Raw genomic sequence first — 18,103 nt, 5'->3', positions numbered from 1 at the left:
GTTGGCCCCTCAGAGCAAGAGCTTGAAGCCCACGTGCGACGCTTCGAAGCCAAGGCGCTCATAGAACCGGTGCGCTGCGACCCTGGACCCGTCGGACGTGAGCTGGACCAGTTTCGCACCGCGGCGGCGACCTTCGGTGATCGCCCAAGTGATCATGGCGCCTCCGAGGCCGTTGCTCCGCAGGTCCGACCGAACACGCACCGCTTCAATCTGCAGTCTTGTAGCCCCACCTCGGGCGAGCCCGGGAATGAACGTCAGCTGCATGGTCGCAACAACCTCATCAGCCATCGTGACGACAGCGACCAGCAGCTGGGCAGGATCGGCGTCAATTGCCTGAAAAGCTCGATCGTAGGGAGCCCGGTTTTCGAACGCTGCCGAGTCGACGGAGGACCTGAGAGAGTCAGCAGCCATAAGCCTCACGATCGAACCCACGTCCGTTCCTTCGGCTTTCCGAAGAGTGAACGGACCGCCCGGGAGTTCAAGTTCAGCGAGAGTCATTTCCCCAGTATTCCAGCCGGCGGCGAGTCCCACTTCCTCAACCAGGCCAACCTCCGTAGGGAAAGTCCCGGGCTCCAGCCGCCCCGTTTCGTACACTGAGGGGGTTGTAGTGATCCCCACCACATGGAGAGAAGTCATGAAGTACAACCCGGCCACCGAACCGAGCCCATTGCCCTACTCTCCCTTCAAGAGCTGCACTATTCCCCGCCCCATTGGCTGGCTCTCCAGTGTCAGCACCACCGGCGTGGAAAACATCGCCCCGTACAGCCAATGGCAGAATCTGACGTCCGACCCGCCCATGGTGATGTTTTCAGCCAATCAGCACCCCGACGGGCGCCGGAAGGACACCGTGATCAACGCCGAGACCACCGGCTGGTTCGTCTGGAACATGGCGACCTATCCGCTTCGGGAAGCCGTAAATATAAGCGCGATGGCGCTGGGCCCGGAGGAAAGCGAATTCGATCATCTGGGGCTCACGCGCAGCTATGCCGATAATTACCCGATTCCCATGGTGCAAGAGAGCCCCGTGAAGTTCGAGTGCAAGTACCATTCCACCCACCGCATCCCGGGGGCCACCCCCGCCGGGACGGTCGACGTGGTTTTCGCAACCGTTGAAACCATCCATATCGACGATGCGGTCATCACCGTTGACGGACGGCTGGACATCAAGAAAATCGAACCCATCGCCCGCTTGGGCTACTTCGACTACACAGTGGTGCGGGAGACCTTCGAAATGCGAGTCCCCAGCACTGAACCAGACGCCCTGAAGAGTGAGGAAGGACAAGCAGCATGAGCAAGCCATTGCGCTGCGCCGTCGTTGGCGGTGGCATCATCGGTGTCGCCGTCGCACGGGAGCTGATCAACCAACTGGACGGTGCGTCGGTAACGGTCTACGAGAAGGAGGAGAAACTCGCCTATCACCAGACGGGCCACAACTCCGGAGTGGTGCATGCGGGCCTCTACTACGAACCCGGCGGCCTGAAGGCCACCTTGTGCCGCCGGGGAGTCGATCTGCTGAAGGAATACTGCGCCGCCAAGAAGCTCCCCTACGACCAGTGCGGAAAGCTGGTCATCGCCCAGACGGCCGAAGAGAGCCGGCGGCTTGAGGACATCTTTGTCCGGGCACAAGCCAACCATGTGCCCGGGGCCGCGATGCTGAGCAGCGACGAGATCAAGGACGTGGAGCCGAATGCTGTCGGGGTCTCGGCACTGCACTCGCCTGAAACGGCCATCGTGGACTACGCCGCTGTCACCAACGCCCTGGCCGACGACGTCCGCCAGGCAGGCGGGCAGATCCGGCTGGGACAGGAAGTCAGCTCCCTGGAGCAGCAGGGGCAGGGCGTCGTGGTGCATACCAGGGACGGCGGGGAACACTACGACCTTGTGGTGGCCTGTACCGGACTTCAATCCGACCGGCTGGCCGCGTCGACGGGGGAACCCTCCACCCCCCGCATCGTGCCGTTCTTCGGGCAGTACTTTCTCCTCGGCCCGGAGGCACGCGACCAGGTCAAGGGCCTGATCTATCCGGTTCCTGATCCGCGGCATCCTTTTCTTGGTGTGCACCTCACTAAGCGCATCGACGGCGAAATGATGCTGGGCCCCAACGCCTTCATCTCGTTCGGACGGGAGTCCTACTCCTGGAAGGACGTCAATGTGCGCGATGTGCTGAACTACGCGCTGTTCCCCGGATTCTGGAAATTCGCCGGCAAAAACCTGCCGTCAGCAGTGCGCGAGTTCCAGACGGTCATCAGCAAGCGCAAGTTCATCGGCGAGGCCATGCGCTTCGTCCCCTCGCTCGAGGGTGCGTCGATCGTTCCCGGCACGCGGGGTGTCCGCGCCCAGGCGATGAACGGCGACGGGTCGCTTGTGGATGACTTTGTGATTGCCCGACGCCGGGATCTGGTCCTTGTACGCAACGCCCCCTCCCCCGGCGCCACGTCCTCCCTGGCCATCGCCGAATACATCGTCAACCAGGCGCTCGAAGGGCGCGACGTCCCCGGGCGGGCCAAGGGGCAACTCCCTCACTGACAAAGGACGGGTCCCCCGACCAACACGGCCAGGGCCGCCATGCGTCAGCCCCGCCGGATGCCGCGACCGCTCGGCCGCGGCATCCGGGAGGTCTCCTAGCGGAAAGCCGGAATCCCGGTGATGTGGTTGCCCAGGATCAGCGTGTGCACCTCGTCCGTTCCCTCGTAGGTGCGCACGCTCTCAAGGTTGTTGGCGTGGCGCAGCGGGGAATAGTCCAGGGTGATGCCGTTGCCGCCGAGCATGGCGCGGGCGTCGCGGCAGATCTGGATCGCTTCGCGGCAGTTGTTCAGCTTGCCTACGGAGATTTGGTGCGGCTGGAGTACTCCGGCGTCCTTCAGCCGGCCCAACTGCAAGGCCAGGAGCGTGCCTTTGTTGATCTCCAGTGCCATGTTGACGAGCTTCTCCTGGGTCAGCTGGTAGCCGGCGAGCGGCTTGCCGAACTGCATCCGCTGCTGCGAGTAGTCCCGCGCCGTGAGGTAGCTGTCGCGTGCCGCTCCCATGGCGCCCCAGATGATGCCGTACCGGGCCTCGTTGAGGCACTCGAACGGGCCGCGGAGTCCCTTGGCGTTGGGCAGCATGGCACTCGCCGGCAACCGGATCTCCGTCAGCTCAATATCGCACTGAATGGAGGCGCGCATGGAGAGTTTCTGCTCGATGGGGGTGGCCTTGAAGCCGGGGGTGTCGGTGGGGACGACGAAGCCGCGGACGCCGTCGTCGGTCATCGCCCAGATGATCGCCACCTGCGCCACCGAGGCCAGCCCGATCCAGCGCTTGCTGCCGTTGAGGATCCAGTCGTCGCCGTCGCGCTTCGCGAAGGTCAGCATGTTTCCGGGGTCGGATCCGGCGGAGGGCTCGGTGAGGCCGAAGCAGCCGATGGCGGTGCCGGCGGCCATGCGCGGAAGCCACTCATGCTTTTGCTCTTCGGATCCGTGCTTGGCGATGGCGCTCATGGCCAGCGAACCCTGGACGCTGACAAACGTCCGCAGACCCGAGTCACCGGCCTCCAGCTCCAGGGCGGCCAGACCATACTCCACCGAGCTCCGGCCGGGGCAGCCGTAGCCCTTGATGTGCATGCCGAGCAGGCCCAGTTCCGCCATGCGCGGGACGATCTCCAGCGGGAACTCCGCGTGCTCGTACCAGCCGGCGATATTCGGTTTGATGTCGGAGTCCACGAATCCGCGGACTTTCTCCCGCACGGCGAGTTCCTCCGGCGTGAGCAGTGTGTCGATGCCGATGAGGTCTGAACTATCAGTCATGGTTCTACTTTCCGGTGGGTGTGGGTTGGAGGGCGGCCGGTTTGTTCTGCTCCGCGAAAGTCGCGCCGCTGTGTTCGCCGAGCAGCGGCGGCAGCCGCCGGTACGAGGCTGGTGTTTCCGAGAGCCGGATGGGGTTGGCCACCTGTCGGGAGGTCCGGGGGCTGGACCCGTCCGCGATCTCCACCACGGGTTCCAGCCCCAGGTCCGCGGCCAGCTGGATGGCTTCCACGATGGAGTTGACCTTGCCGGCCGGTACGCCCGCCTCGCTCAGAAGTCCCGACCATTCAACCGCCGGCTTTTTCCGAAGCTGCTCCTCAAGCAGGGTCTTCAGCTCATCCCGGTGGGCCACCCTGTTCGAGTTCCCGCGGAACCTGCTGTCATCGGATAGTTCGGGAACGCCCAGCACCCGTGTCAGGGAGGCAAACTGTTTGTCCGTTCCGACCGCCAGGGCGAGGGGTGCGTCCGCGGTCTGCAGCGTCTCGTATGGCGCAATGCTGGGGTGGGCGTTGCCCATGCGCTGCGGGGATTCACCGGTGGCCAGAGTGCTGGACGCCTGGTTGACGAGTCCGGCAAGCAGCGAGGACAGCAGGTTGACGTCGACCCGCTGGCCCCTGCCGGTCTGGTCGCGGCTTCGCAGCGCGGCGAGGATGCCTACCACCGCGTTTTGGCCGGTCACCACGTCCACCAGCGCCACCCCCACCTTGCTTGGTTCGGAATCCGGGGATCCGGTGACGCTCATGAGTCCCCCTACAGCCTGGACCAGGAGATCGTATCCGGGCAGGTGCGCGCCACCTTTGCTTCCAAATCCGGTGATGGAGCAGTAGATCAGGTCCGGGCGCTCCGCCCGGAGGGTTTCGTAGTCCAGGCCGAACCGCTGCATGACGTCGGGCCGGAAATTCTCAATAACGACGTCGGCGGTCAGCGCTATGTCCCGCGCCTGCGCGAGTCCTTCCTCGGTGCGCAGGTCGCACACGACCGAGCGCTTGTTCCGATTGACGCTGGAGAAGTACGTGCCCGCGCCGTGTTCGTCCACGGGCGGCACCCAGGCTCGGGTGTCGTCCCCGGCCGGGCTCTCGACCTTGATCACATCGGCGCCGAAGTCAGCGAGCATCATGGTGGCAAAGGGTCCGGCGAGGACCCGGGAGAAATCCGCCACCTTGATTCCGTCCAGGGGTGCGGCGGCGGGAGGGCCGTTAGGGAAAGATTGTGTGCTGTTCAACGAGCGTCAGCTCCTTCGGTTGGGGGTCTGCAGTCTCAGCTGGAGGCGGTCACGGGATTGCTGAGGGTCCCGAGTCCCGTCACGCGGCATTCGGCGACGTCCCCGGGTTCGATATGGACTGCTCCGGGCGTTCCCGTGGAGATGATGTCACCGGGAAAGAGCGGCATGACCTTGCTGTGGAAACTGATCAGGTACGCCGGGTCGTAGCGCATTTGCGACACCGTATTGCTGCGGCGCACCTCGCCATTGACCACGGTGGATACCTTGACTTCGGCCAGGGAGCCGGCGGCAGCCTCCACCTCGGCGAGGGGCACGATCCGGGGGCCGAAGGAGAAGAATCCCGGGAAGTTCTTGGAGCGGGTGAGGAACCGCGGATTGCGCTGCAGGATGTCCTCCGCCGTCTGGTCCAGTACCGGGACCACTCCGGCCAGATAGGACAGCGCATCCTCCGGCTCGACATTGCGGCAGTACCGGCCGATCACGACGGCGATCTCCGCTTCGGTGGTGGTGCGCTGGCTCTGTTCCGGGATCGGGATGTTCTCTTCCGGGCCGATGACCGTGTGGTCGCCTTTGATAAACGAGGCCGGCTCGTCGGGCACCGCCTCGGTGAGGTCGGAGGCGTGTTCCACATAGTTCAGGCCGATTCCCCAGAGCATGCGGGGGTGACGGTAGGGTGCGCCGTAGGTGACGTGCTCCGGATCGCGGAAGACGGCGTCGTCGGCGCTGGCTGCGGCCGTTTCGAGCTCCCCGAGCAGGTCTCCGGTGAGAACGTCGAGGATGTCGCCGGTGAAGCCCGGGAGCAGGTCGCGGACCAGCGCGGCACCGCGTTGCGGGTGGACGACGGCCGCCTCTTCGCGGGCCTGCCCGGGGTTGGCGGCGTCGGTGGTGGATCCGTCGCGGATCGCGCAGAGATGAAGGATGCGGGATGTCATGGAATTGTTCTTTCGGTTAGTAGGAACGGACGAGTCCGCCGTCGCAACGGATCTGTTCCCCGGTCACGTAGGATGCAGGTCCGCTTGCCAGGAAGGCCACGACGGCGGCGAATTCCTCGGGCTTGCCGTACCGGCCGGCAGGGATCGACGCTTCCGAGGCCGCCCTCGTCTCCTCCGGCGAGCGGCCGGTGCGTTTGGCCGCCGCTGCGTCCAGGGAGCCAACGCGGTCAGTGTCGATGCGGCCCGGGAGCACCATGTTGACGGTCACGCCGTCCTTTGCCACCTCCGCCGCCAGGGTCTTGAGGTAACCGGCGAGCCCGGCCCGCCCGATGTTGGACAACGCCAGGTTGGGCAGCGGCTGCTGCACCCCGCTGGAGCCCACTGCCACGACGCGCCCCCAGCCGCGCTCCCGCATCCCGGGAAGCACCAGGGCGGTGAGTCGGATGTGTTGCAGCAGCAGCTGGTGCAAGGCGTCAAGGGCCTGTTCGTCGGAGACGTCCGCGGCGCTACCTGGAGGCGGTCCGCCGCCGTTGAGGATGAGCACATCGATGGGGCCAAAGGCGCCCACCGCGGCTTCCACCAGCGCAGCCGGGGCGCCGGCGTCCGTGAGGTCAATGCCGATGCCGATGGCTGAACCCAGACGTGCAGCCTCCGCCCGGGCCAGGTCCCCGCGACGCGCAGCCAACACCACGTTGGCGCCTTCCTCAGCCAACGCCCGTGCGATGGCGAGGCCAATCCCCGAGCTCGCACCCGGCACCAGAACATTTTTTCCCTTTAAACCGGTCTCCATCAGGCCAGCACCACCCGGGCGGCATCGAGATGGGCATCGATCAGATCCGCCAGCGCTTGGGGCAGTTTCGGGGCGGGCGGCCTCACGATGGACTCAGCGATGATGCCGCGGCGGCGCAGTACTTCCTTGCGCAGGGCCAGTCCGACGCCGGGCTGGGCCTCGAAGTTCACCAACGGCAGCCACGGGGCGAAGGCCTCGCGGGCGGCGCGGAAGCCGCCGTCGTCCCATGCTGTCAGCGCGGCCTGGAGGCCCTCGGGATGCGAGAAACCGGTCATGGCACCGGCCGCGCCGGCGGCCAGCTCATCCAGCAGTCCCACTCCCCCCAGTCCGCCGTACACGGGCACGGACGTGGCGCCCGTCAGCCTGGCAATCGCCGAGGCGGTGGGCGGTGCTTCCGACTTGACGGCCACGATGAACGGGCACTGCGCCAGGACCTCAAGGATCTGTGCCGCATTGATGTTCACGCCGGACGCCACGGGGTAATCCTGCAGCACGATTCCCGCGCCCGTTGCCCGGTGCACGGCGGTCAGGTGGGCCGCGAGCACCTCCGGATCGGAGCTGTTGGCCTGGACCATAAGGGCTGCGAGGTTGCTGCCCGCCGCGTTAACTGCGACGCGGGCTTGCTCCAGCGACACTGCCGTTGACCGGGCTGACAGACCCACCACAAGAGGCGCGGCCTTCCCCTCCTCCGCGACGGTGCGCACAACCAGGGCCTGCTCCTCGGAATCCAGGGATGCCCCCTCGCCGAAGACGCCAAGCACCACCATTCCTGTGGCCGGTATTGCGGTGTAAAGCTGCACTTCGCGGCGCAGGGAATCGGTGTCTACGGCAAAATTCGTTCCGCTGAACGGTGTGGCCAGAACTCCCCAGAGCCCGGGGGCGAGGTGCGGGATTGGTGTTGTCATAGTGATGCGTTGTCCTTTCGGCGAAGGGCCATGGAAACTGCGTGTTTGGCGGTGGCCGGCGACGATGTCGCGGCTGGCGGCGGGCGTTGCGGGGCGCGGGACGCAGCGCCCGTGGAGGTCACGTCCGCGCCGCCCCGTTCTCACGGGACGTGGACACGGCGGCGGCTCCGCCCGGTTCGTCCCCGCGATGCCGGCGCAGCCCGAGGATATGGACCAGGACGCCCACGGCAATGATGGCCGCACCGATGCCGATGTAAAGGGGCTCCATGACCAGCATGGGCAGTGACCCGACGCCCAGCAGGACCCGCTCGGGCCAGCGGGCCGGGCCGAGAAGCCAGGCCCCGGTTGCCACGGCAAGGGAGGCCACCGCCAGGAGCGAGACGGCGAACGCCAGTGCGACCGTCCCCGGACCGCCCTGCAGGAGCAGCCCGACGCCGTCGTCGGACAGCACAAAGATGAACGGGACCAGGAACGCCGACAGCGTGTACCGCCAGGTCAGCCACATCGTCTTGATCGGTTTTCCGCCGGTAATGGCCGACGCCGCGAACGGCGACAGTGCCGTCGGCGGGGACACCTCGCTGAGCACCGAGTAGTAGAAGATGAACATTGCGGCGGCGAAGGCCGGCACGCCGACATCCTGGAGGGCGGGTCCGATGATCACCCACGAAATGATGAAGCTTGCCGTTACCGGCACGGCAAGTCCCAGGAGGGTGACGGAGATCGCGGAGAAGATGGCGGTCAGGAGAAGGCTGCCGCCGGCAAAGTCCACGATGATGTTCGCGAGCTTCAGGCCCAGGCCGGTGAGGGTCATGATGCCGACGATCAGGCCGGCGGCCGCCATGACGGGGATCACGGAGAGGGCGCCCATGGCGCCGAGGGCGAGCGCGTCCCAGATGCGCTTGGGCGTCAGCCAGGACTGGCGGTCTAGGAAACTGAGGATGAATGCGAGACCGGTGGCGTAGACCACGGCCCGGAACGGTGTCATGCCCAGGGACATGAACACCACGATCGCGATGAGGGAACTGAAGTGGTAGCCGAACCGCAGCAGCAGTTTGCCGACCGGCTTGACGTCCAGCTCCACCGCCTTGGTCTTGAACCGCCGGGCGTCCATTTCGATGGCGAGGATGATGCCGAAGTAGTAGAGGACGGTGGGAATGGTGGCCCAGATGAGCACCTGGAGGTACGAGACGCCGAGCAGCGCGGCGATGATGAAGGCTGCGGCGCCGAGGGTGGGCGGGGACATGATGGCGCCGATACCGGCAGCCGCCAGGATGGCGCCGCCGTGTTCCTTCGGGTAGCCGGCCTTGCGCAGCAGTGGCCAGGAGATGCCACCGAGCGTCACGGTGGTGGCGACGCCGGAACCCGACACGGTGCCGAGCAGGAAGCCGGCCAGGGTCACGGTCCGGCCGGGGCCCGACTTCGACTGCCCGAAAGCCGAGAACGAGAGGTCGATAAAGAATTTGGTGGCGCCCGAGGCGCCCAGAACGGCGCCGTAGATGGTGAAAAGAATGATGTACGACGCCGCGACCTCGGTGGGAACCCCGAACAGCCCTTGCGTCCCCATGACGTTGTGGCCGATAAGCCGGATCCAGTTAAAGGAAGCCGTGTTGAACGGTGCAGGGACGAAGGAACCGAGCGCCGCATAGGCGAAGAAACCGATCACGACGAGCGGGACGAGGATGCCCACCGTCCGACGGGCTGCCTCCAGCGTGACCAGGATCGCGATCACGCCCATGGCCAGGTCGAGGTAGGTCGGCGTGATTGCGCGGCGGAAAAAGCTGTCCCAGTCCGAGATGATATACGCGAACGGAACCACGGCAATTGCAGCGAGCATCCAGTCCAGTACGGGCGGGTTGTCGGAACTTCCGGCCTCCTTGGCCGCAGCCGAGCGGCCCCACCCGCGGTAGACCAGGAAGGTCAGGGGCAGCCCGAACATCAAGAACGCGGGCAGGTAGAACTGGGTGGGCATCGGTTTGAACACCCAGTAGAGCGCAAACAGGGACATTGCCACACAGATGGTTTTCACCACGGCGGCGGGTATCCCGCTCAAGTGGCGTGCGGGTTTCTCCGCCTCAAACTCCGCGATCAGCGCCTCTTCATCAATCACCCCGTCCCTGGCCAGGTCCATAGGGTTGACGTCGGCGTCCTTGTCCGCGTCCGCCCGCACGGTGCTCCCCTGCCGCGCGGTGCTCCCCTGCCGCACGGGACTCCCCGGTGGTTCAGGCGAGGTGCGTGCGTCAACGGCTCCGTTGCCGTTGGGTGTCTCGGTCATGGGGTCTCCTTGAGGGATAACACAACGAACGGGTCGCTGTCTTCGACTAACTTCCATAGTTCAAGCGGCGGGGCACCCGGGATGTACACGGTGCGGCGGCCCAGATCCGTTGCTGCCAGCGACAGCCGGCTAAACTCCGCAGGGTGCCCCGGATCGGGGTCGGTCACCCATTTCCTCCGGTCGGTGTCCCCGGCCGCCGACGGCGGTCCGGGAACGGCGTAGTACTCTTCCAGCACCGCCAGCTGGTCGGCGGCCAGCTGCGCCAGGCGATAACTCCCGTCCTCCTGCACGGTGTACCGCTCTTCAGCGACGGTGCCGTAGATGGAATTGCGGTAGCTCACCGCGAAGGTGTCCCCGGAAAGGGGAATGCTGGCCAGCACGCCGCCGTCGTTGCTGATCACCAGGGCGCGGGAACGGTGGGATTCAGCCGGCGCACCGGCCACGGCAATCCCACCCGCTCCCAGCATGCCGAGGCAAACGAGGCCGACGACCGCGGCGGCTGGCTTAGGCATGGGGTCCTAGCTTCCGGCCTTGTCGAAGTAGGCCTTCGAACCTGGGCAGGTCTCCACGAAGGCGACCTTCCCCGCGGTGGCCGGATCCATCTCGCTGGCTGCCGGATGGACCTTGATCAAGGCCTCCTTGTTGTCAAAGAGGGCGGTGGTGATGTCCTGCTGAAGCTTTTGGTCCATTTTCTTGCTGGCAACCAGGATGTTCGGCGAAGCGATCGCCGGGACGGCCTCGGTCTGCCCCTCATAGGTGTTGGCCGGGATGTCCTGCTTCACGTAGTAAGCGCCGTATTTCTGCGCGAGCGGGTCCGCGTACTCCCCGATGGGCAGCAGCTTCATGTCGCCGTCGCCGGCCAGGTCAATCAACGCGCCGGTGGGCAGCCCTCCGGACCAGAATCCGGCGTCGATCGTTCCGTCGCGCAGCGCAGCGATAGTCTCAGCCGCTCCGAGCTGGCGGCGCTGGATGCCCGAGGTCGGATCGATTCCGGCGGCCTCAAGGATGCGCAGCGCCCCTACCTCGGTGGCGGAGCTGGGCGCGCCGACCGAGACGACCTTGCCCGCCATGTCCTTTACGTTCTGGATGCCCTTGTCGTCAACGGTGACGGCCTGCATGAAGTTGTTGTAGATGTTGCCAAGGGAGCAGACCTCCTGGGGCTTTCCCTTGAATTCGCCTTCGCCTTTGACGGCATCGGAAACCACGTCGCCCACAGCGAAGGCAAGCTGCGCCGACCCGTTCTCGATCAGCAGCATGTTGTCCACGGAAGCGTTCGTTTCCTGGACGGTGGCGTTATAGCCCTCGACCTTGTCCCCGATCACGGTGGCGAAGCCACCACCCAGCGGATAGTAGACGCCGCCGGTGCCGCCCGTAGCGATGGACAACGTGCCGCCCTGGCCCGACGCACCGCCGCCACCGCCACCGCCGCTGGGAGCGGGGCTACCGCACGCGGTGAGGAAAACTGCCGGTACAAGGGCTGCTGCCGCCCACAGACGCTGCATGCGCCTCCGGGCAGGGATGGTCATTGCGGTCATGGTTGTTCTCCCTGGGTAGTGATGATGGTGTTGGTTGGATGAATGTCAGTTGGCCTGGTGAGCGTTTCTCCGGTGGCGGCCGGCGGCGCGGGAACATCTCCGGCGGCGAGGATGCCTGCCAGCAGGCGGTAGTACCCCACCAGCACCGAAAGCTCCGTAATGCCTGCCTCTCCGAAATGTTCAAGTGCGGCCGCATGTACTTCCGGGCCGACGGTTTTGCCGCGCAGCAGGGCACTCGTGAGGCCAAGCGCCGCGCTTTCGTCCGCGCTCAGCGTGTCCGGGATGTCGCCGTCGTGCAGCTTCTTCAGCTCTGTGCCGCTGATGCCCACGCTCGTGGCGACCAGGCTGTGCGCGTACCACTCGTAGGCGGACTCCAGTTCCGCGGCGACGGCGCAGATGACCAGTTCCCGAGTGCGGTCCGGCAATGACCCGCCAAAGCGCAGGACGGCGCCCAGGGTCTGTACTGCATTTCCAATCGCCGGCGAGTACAGCAGCGCGTTGAAGGGGCCGCTGAGACGGCCGGCTTCGTCGACGATGGAAAACGGGCCGTTTCCCCTCGGTGGGCCGGCGATCGCGCCATACAGATCGCGCTGCTGGTCCGAGAGTTCGTGGGGGGCGAGGAGGGGAAAGCGGCCGCCGCGGGCGGATCCCGGAGCGCCAGCTTCCCACTGAGTCGATTTAGACAAGGGTCCTGCCCCCGTCCACGTACAGGACATGACCGGTGACGAACGCCGCCTGGCGGGATGCCAGGTAGAGTACGGGACCGGTGAGGTCGTTGACCGTACCGAGGCGGCCGGCCGGGACCATCGAGGTGTAGTGCTCGCGTACCCCGGGGCGGTCCAGATGCGCCCTGGTGAGTTCCGTGTCCACGTAGCCGGGGGCGATGGCGTTTACCGTTACTCCGCGGGAGGCCCACTCGCGGGCCATGACCCGGACCAACTGGTTGATGCCGCCTTTGCTGGCTGCGTAGGGACCGTGGTCGGGATGTGCCAGGATGCCGGAGACCGACGAGCAGTAGATCTGGCGCCCGAAGCCGGCCCCGACCATAACGCGGCCGGCGGCGCGGCCCAGCCGGAAGGCACTGGTGAGGTTGAGTTCCAGGATGCGGTTCCAGTCCTCATCCGCTGTTTCGAGAATCGGCACCCGGTGGTTGACGCCGATGGAGTGCACCAGGACGTCGAGCCCGCCGAGCCGTTCCTGGGCTGCTGCAACGGCAGCCTCGCAGCCCTCCGTGGACGTGAGGTCGAGGCGTTCGGTGGCCACGCCCTGGCCCAGGGCAGCCAGCCGGGAGTCATCGCGGTCAACCGCGAGCACGCTTGCCCCTGCTGCTGCGAATTCCGCAATGCAGGCGCTCCCGATTCCACCGGCGCCGGCAACCAGCACCCGGGCACCACTCAACCCGAGCCAGTCGTTCACGGACGCCACGACGTTCCGGTGGGCGGTTGTGCCACACCAGCGGTGAAGGCCGCGTCATTGCGGATTACTCGAAAGACCATTTGGATAATGTATCCAATTTTGTAATCGGATGTAACCCATGTCACACAACTTTATTAAGTCTGGCTGATCTTCCCGTCCAGGAAAGTACGGAGAGCATCCACGGCATGCTCCCGGTGCTCGTCCATCAGCGCGACAAGCAGCTCGGCGTCCCCCTCCGCGTAAGCCTGGACAATGCGAGCATGTTCGCGCTCCACTCTGGCCCGGTTGCTCTCCGCCCCGTAGTACACGAACCGGTACGCCTCAGTCGCGTCCCACAGGACCTGAACGATCCGTTCCAGACGCGGCAGGCGGGCCGCTGCCAACAGTTCGAAGTGGAACCGCCGGTTAGCCTCGGTCATCTTCAGCAGATCACCGGCGGCGCTGGCCAGTTCAACGTCCCGGGCGGCCGTCCTCATCGCGGCGAGTACACCGTCGCTCCGGTACCCTACGGCAACCCGGGCGGCCTCGGATTCCAGCAGCTTCCTGAGCCGGTAGACCTCCAGGAGGTCCGTGAGCGACAGGCTGGCGACTTTGTGGCCGCGGTGGGGCTCGTAGACCACCTGGCCCTCGCTTTCGAGGACTTTGAAAGCTTCGCGGACCGGAACGCGGCTGACACCGAATCGCTCGGCGAGAGTGTTCTGACGCAGCGGCTGTCCCGGCAGGAATTCCCCCGCGATGATTGCGCGGCGAAGCTCGGTTAGGACGAAAGCCTGGGCGGTGGGAGGGCGCCTGGACTCTTTCGCGGCGTCCTCGCTCACGCCGCCACCGCCAACACGTCTGCTTTCACCCCTGAATTCTAACTGGCGGCATCCGTGGCCGTTATCCACTGCCGGACACACCCCGGGTTCGAACGCTAGGACTGGCCCCGCGGCTTTGGTTGCGGATCTTACGTTTCGGTTTCGAAAGGCGCGCCCGCGGCCGGCGGCTCTCCTGCCGCGAGACGGTCCGATTCCCGAGCCCCAACAACAGACTGGGCTCCCCCGGACCCGGCTTCGGCAGGTGAAGGTCCAGGCGGTACGCCCCCGGTCGTTAATGGCGAGCCGGTCACGGTCCGCTGCCCCTTGGTCATAGCGGGGTCGTTGAACACCTGCTCGACAGGCGCTTCGCCTGTCTTGGCCCGTTCGGGATGCGAGTGATCCCCCTGCGCACTGGTGCCTGACTCCGCGGTATCGACCGCCTCTCCCACATCTGCACCGCTGCGGGAGTCATCGGCCTGGAGGTCTGCACCGGCCGAGGCGCGCCGGGCTTGGGATGTAGCGTCTGGGGATTCTTCTGGTTCCAATTTTCTGGACGCCTGATCTGCAGGCAATTCAGAGTCGCTGCGGTCTGTCATGATCCTCACCCTTCCGAAACGAATTCGTGCGTCTGCTCCGGCGCAATTCAAGTCTAGACAGAGCCGCGGCAGCCCAACAGGCCCGCACGATGGACCTCATATCAAGCTGACACGCTGATCACCCTGTCACGCCCGGCAAGCAGCCCCATCACGGCGAGAACCGCCATAAGGCCCGCTGTGACGAGGAGCGGAAGCGTCCAGCCCCCGCTGAGGTCGCGAAGACCCCCGAACAACACCGGCCCCGCCGCAGCCAGACCGTAGCCGAGGGATTGCGCCATGCCCGACAATGACGCTGCCTGCGGGTAATTTACGGTCCGGAGGCTGAACAGCGACAAAGCGATGACAATGAGGCTCCCGCACCCGATTGCCCCAAGAACGACCCACAGCAATACGAGGTCCGGCGCCAGCGCCAGCCCGAGAAACGTCACGAACGTGAGCGCGCTGCTCGTGAAGGATACAAGCCGCTGGTCCGGACCGCGGTGAAGGATTCCCCCTGTGGCAAGGCTGGCGAACACGCTGATGAGCAGGAAGACGGACAGATGGACGCCCGCAGTAGTGGCGGGTACCCCCTGGCTTTGTTCGATGGTGGGCAACCATGCCATCAGGACGTAGAAGGCGATCGATTGCAGTCCCATGAAGATTGTCACCTGCCAGCCCAAGGCTGAGGCCCAGGGCGACCGGTAGGCACCCTCCGGCGTGCTGGCGCGCGCGGTGCCTTTGCTGGGCCGGCGCAGCCACGGCAGGAGCACCGCCATGGCGATGAGAGCCAGTCCCACCCAGATTCCAAGGGCAAGCCGCCAACCCGCCGGGGAGGTTTGTGCCACGGGAACGACGACGGCTGCCCCGATCGCGGCGAAGGCGGCCTGTGTGGCGGTGTAGCCTCCGGTGACCTGGCTGACCCTCATCGGAAAGTCCCGCTTTACCAGGGAGGGCACCAGGACATTGAGAAATGCGATAGCCAAGCCGATCAGTGCGGTGCCCGCCCAGATGACGCCGGGCAAGGGCAAGGAGCGAAGCACGATGCCCGAGGCGAGGATCAGCAGGGACATCCACAGTGCCCGGTCCAGACCCAGACGGAAAGCGAAGCCGGGTGCCAGCGGGGAGAAGACTGCGAAAGCAATGAGCGGAAGACCCGTGAGGAACCCCGCTGCGGCACTGGATAACTCAAGGTCGCTGCTGATGTTCCCGAGTACCGGTCCCACGCTGACAAAGGACACCCGAAGGTTTACTGCGATGAGCAGAACACCGATGAAAGCGAAGCCGAATCTGGCAGTGCGGTCCGGCGCGTTCCGGGTGGCAGCGGGCATCATGCGTTCTTCCGTCCTTCGGGAGGTGAGGAGCACCCTTGCGCCTCTTGCGTTTCCGCCTTTGTCAGAAAAAAGTTGACTGGGCATTTCAATTTGCCGACAACCCACCTTATGCCGACATAAGCTGATACCAGAACCGTCTCTTCCAGCGCCCGGGAGGGTCATCATGGACTCTGAAACCGCCGATGTGATCGATCATGATGTCACCACCATCACCTGCGTGTGCGGCAACACCGTCAGCAAGGACGGGTTGATTCAGGCCAACTCACAAGGCGTCCCCATTTACATCGGAGACAACAGCCCGGTTCCCGCCGAGTTGGCGGAATGGCCTGCGGATGAGGACCTCTACACCCTGTGTCCCTCCTGCGGCCGGGTCTACCGTGACTCGGTCATCGAAGAGACCGGGACCGCGCCCGTTGCTTTCCGGGTCGACGTCACCGCTGGCCCAATTGCTGAGGCCATCCGAGTCCACTGGAACCTCAGCGCCCAGGAGTGATCCTGGCGAGCGGACGACGGCGGCACCTCCCGCCGTCGTCCGCTTACGTCTGGTGCCTACTGGCTGAAGGGGACCTTTTCCCAAGCCAGAACGTCCGCGCCATCGGCACTGTTGCCGGCGACGGTGAACCTGACGTAGTTGGTGGCGTTGGCGGATCCGTCCACTGTGATGCGCTGCAGGTCATCGGCGGCGGGCTGGCCGTAGATGTCCAGCCAGGGTGAGCCCTCCGCGAGCGGCTGGTTCTCGGCGAAGACGTGGCTGTCGCCGTTGATGAGGTAAACCGGGGCGTCCAAGCTGTTGGTTTCGTCGATGATGGCCTGCACGATTTCGCGGAAGCCGGACATGGTGTCCGGGTTGGCGGTCGCGGCGGCGAGCAGGGACGGGTCGAACATGTCTGCCTGGGTCATCAGGACAACGGCGCGGTCGTTGCGGCGTTCGGCGTCGGCGAAGGTGTTGCGGATCTGGGCCAGGACGGCGTCCGTCCGATGCTCAACTTCGGCCAACTGCTCGGGCGTGGCGGTGGTTTCGCCCAGGCCGGTCCACGGCTGCAGCGAGTTGTTGCTGCCCTGGATATTCAGCACGGAAAACGCCACCCGGTTCTGGGTGAAGCGGACGTTTTCCGGCAGCCCGACGTCCGCCTGGGTCTTGACCGGCATGGTGGCGCCCAGGGTCTTGCCCGGCTCGTCGAAGAAGACATCCCGCAGCTTGTCGAGCCGTTCCAGCGGGTTGTAGGCGCCGTTGTTGGTGCGATGGCAGTCCACCCATTCGTTGTCGCCCGGGGTGAAGACCAGCGGGTGCTCGAAGGTGTCGAACTGCGTGCGGATGTTCTCGTAGTACTCGTCCGAGCAGACCGAGGAGCCGTTCTTGATGTCGCCCACGTGGGTGACGAACTTCAGCGCGCTGTCGGCATTGATGTCACGGATGCGGGCGGGGAACTGAGCGATTTCGGCCTCGCCGTAGGGGATGTCGCCGATCACGCCGAACGTGAACGCCTGGCTGTCGGCGGTGTTCTCTGCGGCGGTGGCGGTGGCGGGCTGGGACGCAATGAGGCCCAGCGCCAGGACGGCTGCCGCCGTCGTCGTTTTGATGGTCTTTGAAGGCATGGCGGTGTTCCTCTTCAGTGCGGGGTTGGGCAAGAGGCGTGCGGCTTAGGCCGCGCGGACGGTCAGGAACTGCTGCAGCGCGGCGAGGTCGTCAGTGTTGATGTGGTCCACGCCGGCGTCGAAGAGTTCGTTCCAGACGGCTTCGCGTGCGGTGCCGGGCATGTCCGGGGTGGCCCAGAAGCGGACGCGGTAGCCATTGGCGTGCGCCCCGGCCACGTAGTCGCGCAGTTTGGCGCGCTCGGCCTCCGGCATGGGGCCCACGCCCTGCCAGGTGAAGAGCTTGGTCCAGTTGTCGCTGACCAGCGGCATCAGGTCGGCAGGCTTTCCGGAGGTGAGGTCTGCGGAGCGGCCATCGTAGAAGCTGAAGCGCTTCTCCTGTGCCTGCATGGTGGCCAGCGGGCGGTTTCCGCTGATGACCGCGGTGACCGGGCCGGTCTTGGTCGCGCCGTGGCTGTAGCGGCTCATGATGTCGCGGTGCTCGGCCAGTTCCTGCTCGATTGCGGCGTAGGTGGATTCGCCGTCGCTCTTGATGTCGATCAGAAGCTGCAGGCTGCCATTCCACTTCGGGTAGACGCTGTGGCCCTGGCCGCGGACCAGGTCCTGGAGCGGATCGAGGTAGAGGCTCTCGAGCGTAACGCCGGGCTGGACATCCTCCAGGTCGTGGGCAACCAGCAGCTCGCCGTCCACCAGCCACACGTCCGCTTCCACGCTGGTGAAGCCATGCTCCAGCGCATCGAATAGTGGGCGATCATGCTCATAGTCGTTGTGCGCATGCGCCTGGGCGAGCGGCTGGCCGACAACGACGGGAGCCGGCTTGGTTGCCTCTGCCTGGGCAGGGGCTGCTACTGCCCCGGCCAGGGAGGCGAGGACGGCGACGGCGGCAAGGGTGCTTTTCACGAACACGGAGTACTCCTTAAAGACAGGGGATTCTCCGCCCGGCACACGGGGACGTG

General features: G+C 65.6%; 18 protein-coding genes. 3 read left to right on the top strand and 15 right to left on the bottom strand.

All coding sequences use genetic code 11. The features are described from left to right. Positions 1-9: 9 nt before the first annotated feature. On the bottom strand, positions 10-498 hold the full coding sequence (locus tag AC50YC_RS17780) for a GNAT family N-acetyltransferase (protein WP_494954620.1): 489 nt from the start codon (positions 496-498) through the stop codon (positions 10-12). Between the two features lie 136 nt (positions 499-634). On the opposite strand from AC50YC_RS17780, the gene AC50YC_RS17775 reads away from it, so the two are divergent. Together AC50YC_RS17775 and lhgO are read left to right on the top strand one after the other, a co-directional pair. Further along, on the top strand, positions 635-1,291 hold the full coding sequence (locus AC50YC_RS17775; protein WP_494954619.1) for a flavin reductase family protein: 657 nt from the start codon (positions 635-637) through the stop codon (positions 1,289-1,291). Beyond that, complete coding sequence (lhgO, locus tag AC50YC_RS17770) at positions 1,288-2,526, top strand: L-2-hydroxyglutarate oxidase (RefSeq protein ID WP_494954618.1); 1,239 nt, start codon at positions 1,288-1,290, stop codon at positions 2,524-2,526. The genes AC50YC_RS17775 and lhgO overlap by 4 nt, the downstream gene beginning before the upstream one ends. 95 nt (positions 2,527-2,621) lie before the next feature. Here lhgO and AC50YC_RS17765 read toward each other — a convergent pair whose 3' ends face one another. The 12 genes from AC50YC_RS17765 to AC50YC_RS17710 form a co-directional block, all read right to left on the bottom strand. Beyond that, a complete protein-coding gene (locus AC50YC_RS17765) occupies positions 2,622-3,782 on the bottom strand; it encodes an acyl-CoA dehydrogenase family protein (protein WP_494954617.1) in 1,161 nt (386 codons plus the stop codon). A gap of 4 nt (positions 3,783-3,786) precedes the next feature. After that, on the bottom strand, positions 3,787-5,001 hold the full coding sequence (locus tag AC50YC_RS17760; RefSeq protein WP_494954616.1) for a CaiB/BaiF CoA transferase family protein: 1,215 nt from the start codon (positions 4,999-5,001) through the stop codon (positions 3,787-3,789). A 35-nt stretch (positions 5,002-5,036) separates the two neighbouring features. Then, the gene (locus AC50YC_RS17755; protein ID WP_494954615.1) at positions 5,037-5,933 is read right to left on the bottom strand and encodes a fumarylacetoacetate hydrolase family protein; all 897 of its coding nucleotides are present in this window, start codon (positions 5,931-5,933) and stop codon (positions 5,037-5,039) included. A gap of 16 nt (positions 5,934-5,949) precedes the next feature. After that, entirely contained in the window at positions 5,950-6,690 is a 741-nt protein-coding gene (locus AC50YC_RS17750) for an SDR family oxidoreductase (RefSeq protein WP_494954614.1), read from the bottom strand. A gap of 32 nt (positions 6,691-6,722) precedes the next feature. Continuing rightward, complete coding sequence (locus tag AC50YC_RS17745) at positions 6,723-7,628, bottom strand: dihydrodipicolinate synthase family protein (protein WP_494954613.1); 906 nt, start codon at positions 7,626-7,628, stop codon at positions 6,723-6,725. Between the two features lie 118 nt (positions 7,629-7,746). Then, a complete protein-coding gene (locus AC50YC_RS17740; RefSeq protein WP_494954612.1) occupies positions 7,747-9,900 on the bottom strand; it encodes a TRAP transporter permease in 2,154 nt (717 codons plus the stop codon). Beyond that, entirely contained in the window at positions 9,897-10,412 is a 516-nt protein-coding gene (locus tag AC50YC_RS17735) for a hypothetical protein (protein WP_494954611.1), read from the bottom strand. Before AC50YC_RS17735 ends, AC50YC_RS17740 begins: the two co-directional genes overlap by 4 nt. 6 nt (positions 10,413-10,418) lie before the next feature. Next, positions 10,419-11,435, bottom strand: a complete 1,017-nt coding sequence (locus AC50YC_RS17730) for a TAXI family TRAP transporter solute-binding subunit (RefSeq protein WP_494954610.1) — start codon at positions 11,433-11,435, stop codon at positions 10,419-10,421. After that, a complete protein-coding gene (locus AC50YC_RS17725; RefSeq protein WP_494954609.1) occupies positions 11,432-12,121 on the bottom strand; it encodes a carboxymuconolactone decarboxylase family protein in 690 nt (229 codons plus the stop codon). The genes AC50YC_RS17730 and AC50YC_RS17725 overlap by 4 nt, the downstream gene beginning before the upstream one ends. Continuing rightward, positions 12,114-12,860, bottom strand: coding sequence for an SDR family NAD(P)-dependent oxidoreductase (locus tag AC50YC_RS17720; protein ID WP_494954608.1), 747 nt, complete (start codon positions 12,858-12,860; stop codon positions 12,114-12,116). Before AC50YC_RS17720 ends, AC50YC_RS17725 begins: the two co-directional genes overlap by 8 nt. Positions 12,861-12,985: 125 nt before the next feature. Then, positions 12,986-13,669, bottom strand: a complete 684-nt coding sequence (locus tag AC50YC_RS17715; RefSeq protein WP_494954607.1) for a GntR family transcriptional regulator — start codon at positions 13,667-13,669, stop codon at positions 12,986-12,988. Between the two features lie 676 nt (positions 13,670-14,345). Next, a complete protein-coding gene (locus AC50YC_RS17710) occupies positions 14,346-15,554 on the bottom strand; it encodes an MFS transporter (RefSeq protein WP_494954606.1) in 1,209 nt (402 codons plus the stop codon). A 163-nt stretch (positions 15,555-15,717) separates the two neighbouring features. On the opposite strand from AC50YC_RS17710, the gene AC50YC_RS17705 reads away from it, so the two are divergent. Then, entirely contained in the window at positions 15,718-16,047 is a 330-nt protein-coding gene (locus AC50YC_RS17705) for a hypothetical protein (protein ID WP_494954605.1), read from the top strand. Between the two features lie 56 nt (positions 16,048-16,103). On the opposite strand, the gene AC50YC_RS17700 is transcribed toward AC50YC_RS17705, so the two are convergent. Both AC50YC_RS17700 and AC50YC_RS17695 read right to left on the bottom strand, forming a co-directional pair. After that, positions 16,104-17,150 carry a hypothetical protein gene (locus AC50YC_RS17700; protein ID WP_494954604.1) on the bottom strand — a complete coding sequence of 349 codons (1,047 nt, stop codon included), beginning with the start codon at positions 17,148-17,150 and terminating at the stop codon, positions 16,104-16,106. Between the two features lie 45 nt (positions 17,151-17,195). Then, positions 17,196-18,053 (bottom strand): phosphatidylinositol-specific phospholipase C/glycerophosphodiester phosphodiesterase family protein, encoded by an 858-nt coding sequence (locus AC50YC_RS17695; RefSeq protein WP_494954603.1) that lies wholly within the window; start codon positions 18,051-18,053, stop codon positions 17,196-17,198. Between the last annotated feature and the right edge of the window lie 50 nt (positions 18,054-18,103).

The sequence above is a fragment of the Pseudarthrobacter sp. MDT1-56 genome, from assembly GCF_059383555.1.
Note: the sequence above shows the minus strand (reverse complement) of the source record. Positions and strands in the feature narration are given on the sequence as shown.